Below are 9,283 nucleotides of genomic sequence, written 5' to 3'. Positions count from 1 at the left end.
GCCTGGTGATAACATCAAGATGACAGTAACTCTAATCGCACCAATCGCGATGGATGAAGGTCTTCGTTTTGCTATCCGTGAAGGTGGTCGTACTGTAGGTGCTGGTGTTGTAGCAACTATCGTAGAGTAATAATTAACTTTAAAGTTAATTGTTAGAAAAAGGTCACTCAGGTGGCCTTTTTTAATGCCTGAAGAAAAGTGATTTGCTCCTAGGTATAGAATTATTGCCGTAGCTTGGGTTGAGTTTTACGAAACCCGAGGGGAAAATAGTACCGAAGATAACTATGCTGTTAAATATAAAAAAGCACGGCTAGGCCGCGCTTATATTGAGTTAGCTCTTGGTCTTTTAGCCAATTACTAATATATGATAAAAGCTTTAGTGTTTCTTCGCATACTCTTGCGCTTGTTTTAAAACTCTTAATAAATTGCCACTTAAAATCTTTTTAATATCTTTGTCGCTGTAATCTCTATCCATTAAACCTTGGACAAGATTTGGGTAGCTAGATACATCTTTTAAGCCGATAGGTAATGAGTCGCCAACTCCATCATAATCAGAGCCAATACCTACATAATCAATACCAACTAGCTCAACTACGTGATCAATATGGTCAAGTACTTGCTCAAGACTTGCAAATGGATACGGATTTTTAGCACGGTACGCAGCATCAAAATCTTTACTTAACTTAGTGCCTTCTTTTTTAGCTGACTCTTTTGTACTTTTTAATTGCTTGCCCCAACTACCTGCTTTAGCGGTAACAAAGCTTGATCCAAAGTTGATTTGAATAACGCCGCCATTTTCTTTCAGCGCTAATAGCATATCGTCATTCATATTACGCTCAAAGCCAGGCGTGTATTTACGAAGTGATGAATGAGAGGCAATTACTGGTGTTTTAGAAAGCTCCATAACCTGATAAAACGCATCATCAGAAATATGCGATACGTCAATTAGCATGCCTATATTATTCATTTCAGTGACAAGCTTTTTACCAAATGGGCTTAAGCCTTTCCATTTACGGCGTATATCGTAAGACGAATCCGAAATATGGTTGCTTTGAGAGTGCGCTAGCGTGATGTAACGAATGCCACGGTCGTAAAAGTGCTGAAGGTTTTTCATATCACCTTCGATTGGAGAGCCATTTTCCATACCCATGGCTATAGACAGCTTACCTTGTTTAAATTGCTCTTCAATATCAGTACTTGAGCTAGCAATAGCAAACTTATCGGGTGCGCGCTGGACTATGGCTTCCATACTATCAATCATTTGATTGGCTAGCTGGTAGCTTTTTCCTTTACCCTCAAACTCTAAATGCGCAGGAATATAAATCGACATAAATGGGGCGTTTAAACCGCCTTTTACAGCGCGAGGATAGTCAAAATCGCCATCACTAGTTGCTTTGGTTACATCAACCCAGCTTTCGTGAATTCGATAAGGTACGTCAATATGGGTATCAATTAAAATGGTATCTTTAGCGAGTTTAATTGCCTTATCAGATGCTGTTATTGTTTGTTCTGCTTGGGCTTGGCTAGTTAAAGCTAGTGATATGGCTACCACTAGAGTGCTGAGTTTTATCATGTTTTGGCTCTTTGGGTAAAAAGCCATTGTGTACGTTCAATTCAAAAGTTACAAGTACTACGCCTTAATCAAACGACTGTGCTTGATGCTCTTCACTTTGCAGCGCTTTAAATTCGCCTTTTGAAATTATAGTTACAGACTCGTGTAATTCTGAGAAAAACACCATCGCTTCGCCATTTTTAAGCTGCAGCTTTACTTGGCTTACTTTAGATTCGATGCTTGCCTCTACTTCACCATAATCGGTACCTTCGCGTAATACGTAGCTTTCGATTAAGTTATAAAGAGTGTCTTGATCGAGTTGTTCAAAAGGGATAATCATTACTACTTGTTACTCGCTTTATTTGATACGTGCTGGCTAAAATAATGAGGGACGGCTTTTTCTAACCAAAATATAGGTTTAAACGGATTTTTACCGCTAATAAAACCAACATGCCCGCCCTTGTCAGAGATGTGCAGCGTAACATGCTCACTTACGTCTTGCCTACTCGGTACGGCTTTAATTGAGAGCATAGGGTCGTCTTTGGAATGAATAATAAGTGTGGGTACAGCGATATCTTTCAAATACGGCATAGCACTGGCTTTACGGTAGTAATCGTGTGCGTTTTCAAAACCATGTAGAGGGGCTGTTAACTGATTATCAAACTCTAATAAATCGTCAATTTTCATTAACTGTTTTGGCGTTAATGAAATTTGCTGCTTAATTTGTGGCAGCTTTCGCTGCATTGATTTTTTCATCCGATCGAGCAGATATTTTTGGTAAATTTTACCTAAGCTTTTACGAATAACATCGCTCGATGACGACAAATCATAAGGAGCAGATACCACCGCTGCTGCACTTAATGGGCATTTTTCGCGTTCTTCACCTAAGTATTTGGCAAGTACATTACCGCCCAATGAAAAACCAACAGCGACCATAGTGCGCTTAGGAAATTGCAGCTTTAAGTGATTTATAAAAAAAGCTAAATCGGCGGTGTCACCGCTGTGATAAGCACGTGGTAGGCGATTTACTTCGGTTGAGCAATTTCTAAAGTGCATAAGCACAACTGCATAACCTTGTTTTTTTAATGCCTTCATCATGCCTTTGGCATAGAAGCTATTTATATTGCCCTCAAGGCCATGTAAAACAACAGCAAGTGGTGCGGTTTCATTATGTGGAAGTGACCATGCAAGCTCAATAAAGTCACCATCAGGTGTATCAAGTTGCTCAAGTTCGTAGGACGTATTGTGAAATGGGCGGAAAAAACGCGGCATTATGGTCTGAACGTGACGATTGGTCATCCACCATGCTGGTTTGAACTGAGAGATCATGTTTGTACTACGCACTTTGTATTAAACGAAAAGCTAGTGTATCAAATTTTTCGCTTCAGAAAATAAAAAGCGCCTAACTAGTAAACTAATAAGGCGCTTTAGTGCGTCGTGCTTAATTTTGTTCGGGAATTTCTGCGTCATGTATTTTTTTCAAAAAGAAAAAAGCAAAAAAGATACACAAAGAAACAACGATGGTTAAAAACCCAAAAGACATAAATAAAACTGGATCTGTAAAAAAGTCTCTAAAGAATACGTTCATGAGTTGTTCCCCTCGTTGTTGATGGGTTAATCATAAGCGGTGTTTGCAGGTCGCAACGTGATCGAGATCAAGTTATTTTTCTAAGCAGGTGTAGGAGTGAAGCTAAGTTGATTTAGATCATGTTTTAAGGGCTACTAAGTTATTACCACTGAGAGCTAAGAGAGTTTTTCACTTTACCTAAAAGCGTAGCGCTTTAAACTTTTTTGAGTAAACCACTTAAAGATTTTTTGCACAAAGAGAAAAGAATGAGAAGTAAATGAGGGGAGATCAATGAACTACTTGAGCTGTACTAGCTCAGACTTGATCTGACAGTTACCCATTTTCACCTGGGTAATTTAGTTTGTTTTCCTCTAAAAGCGAAGCGCCTCTTAACCTCTTTGTGAGTAATTACTTGAAGTTTTTTTGCACAAAGAAAAGAGTATAAAAAGTGGAGGAGGCTACAAAAACTAACACCCTAAGTGGCTTTCACATATAGCTCAATGTTGTTTGGCTCTGAAAGTTTGACTAATTCAAGCTCATTTACCGTTTCAATCAACATATGTTGCTGTTGTTTTTCAAGCTTCAGCTCAGCGCTTAGCAACTCTGCACGTATTGTGGCGTAATCACTTATCGCATTCTGGTTAGCTTTTAAATAGCTACGAGCGGCGCGCAGAGGTTGTAATGCGCGAGTATCAAAGTCACTAACTACTTGCGTTAACTCGTTTAGCTGTTGGGTATTAACACTTAAATTTAATGAGTCTAAATAAAGCAGTAATAAGCATAAATTAACATTTTTTCCTTGCTGGTTTTGTAGTGCCAGCAAGGTTGTTTGTTGCTCTGGCTTTGCGTACAAAGTGCACGCAAATTGCCAAAAATGGTCGCTATTGAGCAAGTTCATCGGCGAATGCCTGCTCTTTTTCTTCCATTTCTTCAAGTGCCATAAGTAACTCTTCTTCAACGTCGTTAAGTTTAGGCGTAAGGGTTGCTTGCTTGGCTAATAACTCTTTAAGCTTGGCTTTGTTGTCGTCGTTGTAGAGTTCGTTATCACCTAAGGTCACTTCCACTTCACTTAACTCGGCGGTGAATTTATCGAGTTGCTTTTCAAGCTTTTCAATTTGCTTTTTAAGTGGTTGAGTGGCCTTTCTAAACTCAGCCTCTAGGCGTTTTTGCTCTTTACGGTTAACACCTGGATTTGCTTTAGGCTCGTCGCTTTGCTGCGCTTTAACCGCTTCTTTATTGGCATTGAGTAACCACTGGTAATACGCATCTAAGTCGTAACCAAACTGGGTTACTTTGCCGTCATCTACTAAGTAAAACTCATCGGCGGTATTTTTAAGCATGTGGCGGTCGTGTGATACGGTAACCATGGCGCCTTCAAAGCCTTGCAGTGCCATAACAAGTGCATGGCGCATTTCTAAATCAAGGTGGTTAGTTGGCTCATCGAGAAGCAGCAGGTTTGGCTTTTGATATACCAACATGGCAAGTACTAAACGTGCTTTTTCGCCGCCCGAAAAAGGGGCTACAGGCTCAAGTGCTTTATCGCCAATAAAGGCGAAACCACCTAAAAAGTCACGTAGTGATTGCTCAGTGGCTTTTGGGTCGAGGCGTTGTAAGTGCATTATTGCACTGGCTTTTAAATCAAGAGATTCAAGTTGATGCTGCGCAAAGTAACCAATATTTAATCCGTGATGCTGAACAACTTCGCCCGCTTGCGGCTCTAAATCACCAGAAAGCAGTTTAATTAACGTTGATTTACCTGCGCCATTTCGACCAAGTAAAGCAATTCGGCTGCCTGGTACAAGGTTTAGCTCTATATTATTTAAAATGGTGACGTCACCATAACCCGCTTTGGCTTTATCTATCGTCATTAGTGGGTTTGGCAATGCTTTTGGCTCTGCAAACTCAAAGTTAAACGGCGAGTCGGCATGTGCCGGCGCTAGTTTTTCCATGCGTTCAAGCGCTTTCACACGGCTTTGTGCTTGTTTAGCTTTACTGGCTTTTGCTTTAAAGCGCGTTATAAACTGCTCAAGGTGAGCAATTTGATCTTGTTGCTTATCAAACATTGCTTGTTGTTGTAGTAAGCGCTCTGCTTTTTGGCGCTCAAACTGCGAGTAGTTACCTTTGTACACGTTAATAAGTTGCTTATCTACGTGCCAAATTTGATCAACCACCGCATCTAAAAACTCACGGTCATGCGATATAAGTACAAGGGTGCCGGTGTAAGCGCGTAAAAAGCGTTCAAGCCAATAAACGGCATCTAAATCAAGGTGGTTTGTTGGCTCATCGAGTAATAGTAAATCGGCGTCGCGTATTAATGCTTGGGCAAGGTTTAAACGCATACGCCAACCACCCGAAAACGAGCTTACAGGATTTTCTATAAGGTTATTAGCAAAGCCTAAGCCGTGTAATAGCTCACCTGCGGTTGATTCAATGCTATAGCCTTTAATGTTTTCAAGCTGAATATGTACTTTAGCTTGTGTGTCGCCATCGTTGTTTTTCTCGGCCTCACGCAGTGCTATACGCATTGCGTAGTATTCTGGGTGGCCTTGAAGTACATAATCAATCGCGCTTATTTCAAGTGCAGGTGTCTCTTGCTTAACAGAGGCGATAGACCAATCTTTTGGAATGCTGCAGTTACCGGCATCTAGTTGTAGTTCTGATTTTAGTAAACCAAATAACGTTGATTTTCCACAGCCATTAGCGCCAACAAGGCCTACTTTGTGTTCTGGAAATAACGTAGCTGATGCGTTTTTTAATAAGGCTTTACCGCCACGAAGTAGTTCTATTTCTGAGATTTGGATCATGAATGCGTTACTTTGCTGTGCCCTTGTTAAGTTGGCGCTATCATAACATAGAACTTAATGCTCTTATCAAGCGTATCAACAAGTGAAGTTATACGATAAAATGACAGCAGTTCAAACCACAGGAAAAATGTTGTGAGACAAAAGAAGCGATTTATTGCTGGAGCATCGTGCCCTGACTGCAAAGCCATGGATACTATGATGCTATACAGAGAACATGATGTTGAAAAAGTAGAGTGTGTTGAGTGTGGTCATAAAATGGCGCAACCCGATAACGCTGTTCAGGCGTCTACTCGCCAATTTGAACAAGTAATTGGTGTGTTTAAACCGGGCGACTAACCCGGTTTTTTATTGCCTAATTTTTACCGGTTTTAGTAATGCGGTGGAGGTGGCTCAGGTACTTCTGACATCATAGACGATGATGACTGCGACTCTTTAATTTTCTCTGCTAGCAGCTCGGTTTGGCGTTTCATTTTTGCTAACAGCTGTTGGTGCACTTTTATTTCATCATTTAAGACTTCAATCGTTTCGTCTTGAAAAGCCACTTTGGCTTCAAGTTCCATTAAGCGATGTTCAATTGTGTTCATTATTCTCTCGTATAATAAATCGCTCTGCGATCCCGCTGGAGCTTTCGGTTAACAACGACTTACCGTTATCTGTAAATGTCACATCTAGCACCACCGCCGATTTAGGCTTACTGCCTTCGCGCGGGGTAACCTGCCAAGTTTGAATTTTTTCACCGCTTGGTATTTGCCACAAATCTACGCGCTTATTTGGCGAGCCGGTTGCAAGCAAAGTGCCTTGTTCGTTAAAACGCACAGCAGTAAAAATTTTCTGACGCGCAATATACTTCAGTTTACTCACAAGATCACCTGTAGTCAGCTTCCATACATTTGCTTGTGCCATACTATCGGCCGTAAACGCATAGCGACCTTGTGGATCGAGCGTCACTTGGGTAACACGCGTTGGGTGATTAAAACGATGAATTACTTGACCTGTACGTGTATCCCAAAAGTAAGCAACATAATCGTTAGAGCCACTTAAGGCAAAGCGTCCGTTAGGTGAAAGGTCAACGGTGTTAACTTTATCTTGATGACCTAAAAACTCAATACGACGCCCGGTTTCTAGGTTTACAAATACGACAACGCCGTCGCTACGGCCGTATAAAACACTACGGCCTTGATTGCTAATGGCGATATCGCGAATACTGGCTTTTTGTATTTTGTAATAACCTTTATTTTTGCCTGTGGTTATATCCCACACAGCAAATGTGGTTTTTTCGGCGGTAACTGCCACGCTGTTATCAAAAGCAATGGCAACAGCGTACACTAGGCTGTCTTGTGACTGCTGCTGAAACCATTGGTATTTTAGCACCTGCTGTTGATTATCCCACAGGGCGACCCCATGGTTGATAGAGGAGATCAAACTGTATTTACCATCGTTTGAAACTGTTGATGAAAACGCACCTTGTGCAGCATGTTCGTAACTTGCTACAGCGTGTTGTTTTTTATCGGTACAGGCGATGGCTAAAAAACAGCTAAATACGATTAAAAAAGTACGAAATATCGACATATTACAGGTATTTCCCCTTAACTCTTAGTGACTGAGAGGTTAGACTAGGACGCGTTAAATGCCTAGGTTGTTTGTCTAATCACTGGATATGTTTTTAGTTTAGCTAACAATATGGAATTTAGTCATTAAACAAGCAGCCTATCATGTGGGCCGTTAATCTTTCACTAGTAATAATACATTAAAATGACAACTGCAAAGTATGTCGGAGATTTAAAATGAAAAAGACGATTAGATTGTCATTGATTGCAGCGTCAGTTTTAGCGCTTACAGCTTGTAATCAAGAAGCAAAAAAAGAACAAGCTGAAGTTAAATTAGACACTGTAGAACAGCAACAAGCATACGGTATTGGTGCATCTGTAGGTAACTTTTTAAATAAAGACCTAGCAGACAAAACAGAAATTGGTATTGAACTAGACCAAGCACTTTTAATTCGTGGTTTTGAAGATGCGCTTGCTGGCAATGCAAAAATTGACGAAGAAAAAATTCGCGAAGTATTAACTGCACTAGATACATCAGTACGTACTAAGCAAGAAGAAAAAGCTAAAGTAGAGTCTGAAAAAAGTAAAGAAGCAGGCGCTAAATACCTAGCTGACAACGCTAAAAAAGAAGGCGTTACAGTAACTGAGTCGGGTCTACAGTACGAAGTACTTAGCGAAGGCGATGGCGAAAAGCCAGTGGCAACTGATGTAGTTAAAGTACACTACAAAGGGACTTTATTAGACGGTACTGAGTTTGATAGCTCATATGCGCGTAACGAACCGACAACTTTCCCTCTTAACCGCGTAATTGCGGGTTGGACTGAAGGTTTACAACTTATGTCAGTGGGTTCTAAGTACAAGTTCACTATTCCTTCAGAACTTGCTTACGGTGACCGTGACTTAGGTAAGATTCCAGCTAATTCAACACTTGTATTTGAAGTTGAATTACTTGAAATTCAAAATGAAGAAGCACCAGCACAATAATAAGCTTATTGTGTAAATGCAAAAAGGGACCTTAGGTCCCTTTTTTAATATGCGTAAGTAACGTATTAACTTGCATGATTAGAAAACAAGTTATCAATAAGCTCATCTTCAAGTGCAAAACGAGCTTCTAATGCCTCACCAATAACAGATAAGTCATTATCAAAGTCTTTTAATAAGTCTTCTTTATCTACTTCTGCGTACTTATCATTAAAATCTAACGCCACATCGGTTGTGCTAGAAATACGCGGGTAAATAGAGTTTGCAAGCTCTTGGCTTTGTAAGCCCTTTTTTTCGCATGCTTTTGCTATATCGTCATATACTTCAAAATGGCCTGCAGATAGGTAATCCATTAAAAGCTGGCAAAATGATTCAATTAGTTTTGGCTCTGGCAATGCTTGATCTTGCTTTTCGTATGGCGTAAAGCCTGCAATTTTGCAGTAAAGTACAATAAGTTCTTGGCGTTCGTTTAGCCATTTATCAATTACTGTGTGGCTACCACCCCATTTCTGTTGAGCTTTTTCTACACGCGTCAGCATAACTGTTCTCCTAGCTGGGTTGGTTTTTAATTTAAAATATAATAAGTTTATGTACATCAAGATATATTTAATTTGCGCGTATATCAACAAGTAAAGTTGAGCTACTTTGAGGGTTGTACCTTTTTATATAAACCGAGGCGAGGGATTTTATTTTAGGCAAGAAAAAACCACCAGTTACGGTGGTCTAATTTCTTTCAGTGACTTGTTATAACAAGCTTTCTTATTTTTATGAGATGATTTTTATTGTTATTATTTTAAAACATTTATTTTTATTGTTTTAAGATTTTTATTGT

The 9,283-nt window shown here is 40.0% G+C and carries 10 protein-coding genes and 1 pseudogene; 3 read left to right on the top strand and 8 right to left on the bottom strand.

What is annotated here, in order from left to right:
- Positions 1–130: pseudogene (locus H5159_RS20540) on the top strand (elongation factor Tu); the annotation flags it as partial.
- Positions 131–376: 246 nt separating this feature from the next.
- Here H5159_RS20540 and H5159_RS20535 read toward each other — a convergent pair.
- From H5159_RS20535 to H5159_RS20515, 5 genes are all read right to left on the bottom strand, one after another.
- Positions 377–1,573 (bottom strand): dipeptidase, encoded by a 1,197-nt coding sequence (locus H5159_RS20535; protein ID WP_182780949.1) that lies wholly within the window; start codon positions 1,571–1,573, stop codon positions 377–379.
- A 64-nt stretch (positions 1,574–1,637) separates the two neighbouring features.
- Complete coding sequence (locus H5159_RS20530; RefSeq protein ID WP_004335925.1) at positions 1,638–1,892, bottom strand: YheU family protein; 255 nt, start codon at positions 1,890–1,892, stop codon at positions 1,638–1,640.
- 2 nt (positions 1,893–1,894) lie between these two features.
- Positions 1,895–2,881 (bottom strand): hydrolase, encoded by a 987-nt coding sequence (locus tag H5159_RS20525; protein WP_182780948.1) that lies wholly within the window; start codon positions 2,879–2,881, stop codon positions 1,895–1,897.
- Positions 2,882–3,594: 713 nt separating this feature from the next.
- Complete coding sequence (locus tag H5159_RS20520) at positions 3,595–4,017, bottom strand: TIGR02444 family protein (RefSeq protein WP_182748997.1); 423 nt, start codon at positions 4,015–4,017, stop codon at positions 3,595–3,597.
- Positions 4,001–5,923, bottom strand: coding sequence for an ATP-binding cassette domain-containing protein (locus H5159_RS20515; RefSeq protein ID WP_008165349.1), 1,923 nt, complete (start codon positions 5,921–5,923; stop codon positions 4,001–4,003). The genes H5159_RS20520 and H5159_RS20515 overlap by 17 nt, the downstream gene beginning before the upstream one ends.
- Before the next feature lie 132 nt (positions 5,924–6,055).
- Here H5159_RS20515 and H5159_RS20510 point away from each other — a divergent pair, with 132 nt between their 5' ends.
- On the top strand, positions 6,056–6,259 hold the full coding sequence (locus H5159_RS20510) for a YheV family putative zinc ribbon protein (protein ID WP_007378899.1): 204 nt from the start codon (positions 6,056–6,058) through the stop codon (positions 6,257–6,259).
- A 32-nt stretch (positions 6,260–6,291) separates the two neighbouring features.
- Here H5159_RS20510 and H5159_RS20505 read toward each other — a convergent pair whose 3' ends face one another.
- Together H5159_RS20505 and H5159_RS20500 are read right to left on the bottom strand one after the other, a co-directional pair.
- Positions 6,292–6,507 (bottom strand): SlyX family protein, encoded by a 216-nt coding sequence (locus H5159_RS20505; RefSeq protein WP_004335946.1) that lies wholly within the window; start codon positions 6,505–6,507, stop codon positions 6,292–6,294.
- On the bottom strand, positions 6,494–7,492 hold the full coding sequence (locus H5159_RS20500; protein ID WP_138489926.1) for a WD40 repeat domain-containing protein: 999 nt from the start codon (positions 7,490–7,492) through the stop codon (positions 6,494–6,496). Before H5159_RS20500 ends, H5159_RS20505 begins: the two co-directional genes overlap by 14 nt.
- Positions 7,493–7,707: 215 nt before the next feature.
- On the opposite strand from H5159_RS20500, the gene fkpA reads away from it, so the two are divergent.
- Positions 7,708–8,454 (top strand): FKBP-type peptidyl-prolyl cis-trans isomerase, encoded by a 747-nt coding sequence (gene fkpA / locus H5159_RS20495; protein ID WP_004335950.1) that lies wholly within the window; start codon positions 7,708–7,710, stop codon positions 8,452–8,454.
- A 65-nt stretch (positions 8,455–8,519) separates the two neighbouring features.
- Here fkpA and rsd read toward each other — a convergent pair whose 3' ends face one another.
- On the bottom strand, positions 8,520–8,990 hold the full coding sequence (rsd, locus tag H5159_RS20490; protein ID WP_182769417.1) for a sigma D regulator: 471 nt from the start codon (positions 8,988–8,990) through the stop codon (positions 8,520–8,522).
- Between the last annotated feature and the right edge of the window lie 293 nt (positions 8,991–9,283).

This window comes from Pseudoalteromonas sp. SG43-1 (assembly GCF_014164415.1).
In the GTDB taxonomy this organism is placed as follows: Bacteria; Pseudomonadota; Gammaproteobacteria; order Enterobacterales; family Alteromonadaceae; genus Pseudoalteromonas; species Pseudoalteromonas distincta.
Note: the sequence above shows the minus strand (reverse complement) of the source record. Positions and strands in the feature narration are given on the sequence as shown.

Coding starts and splice junctions, on each gene's coding strand:
- H5159_RS20535 (WP_182780949.1), bottom strand. CDS start 1,573: ATGATAAAACTCAGCACTCTAGTGGTAGCCATATCACTAGCTTTAACT.
- H5159_RS20530 (WP_004335925.1), bottom strand. CDS start 1,892: ATGATTATCCCTTTTGAACAACTCGATCAAGACACTCTTTATAACTTA.
- H5159_RS20525 (WP_182780948.1), bottom strand. CDS start 2,881: ATGATCTCTCAGTTCAAACCAGCATGGTGGATGACCAATCGTCACGTT.
- H5159_RS20520 (WP_182748997.1), bottom strand. CDS start 4,017: ATGAACTTGCTCAATAGCGACCATTTTTGGCAATTTGCGTGCACTTTG.
- H5159_RS20515 (WP_008165349.1), bottom strand. CDS start 5,923: ATGATCCAAATCTCAGAAATAGAACTACTTCGTGGCGGTAAAGCCTTA.
- H5159_RS20505 (WP_004335946.1), bottom strand. CDS start 6,507: ATGAACACAATTGAACATCGCTTAATGGAACTTGAAGCCAAAGTGGCT.
- H5159_RS20500 (WP_138489926.1), bottom strand. CDS start 7,492: ATGTCGATATTTCGTACTTTTTTAATCGTATTTAGCTGTTTTTTAGCC.
- fkpA (WP_004335950.1), top strand. CDS start 7,708: ATGAAAAAGACGATTAGATTGTCATTGATTGCAGCGTCAGTTTTAGCG.
- rsd (WP_182769417.1), bottom strand. CDS start 8,990: ATGCTGACGCGTGTAGAAAAAGCTCAACAGAAATGGGGTGGTAGCCAC.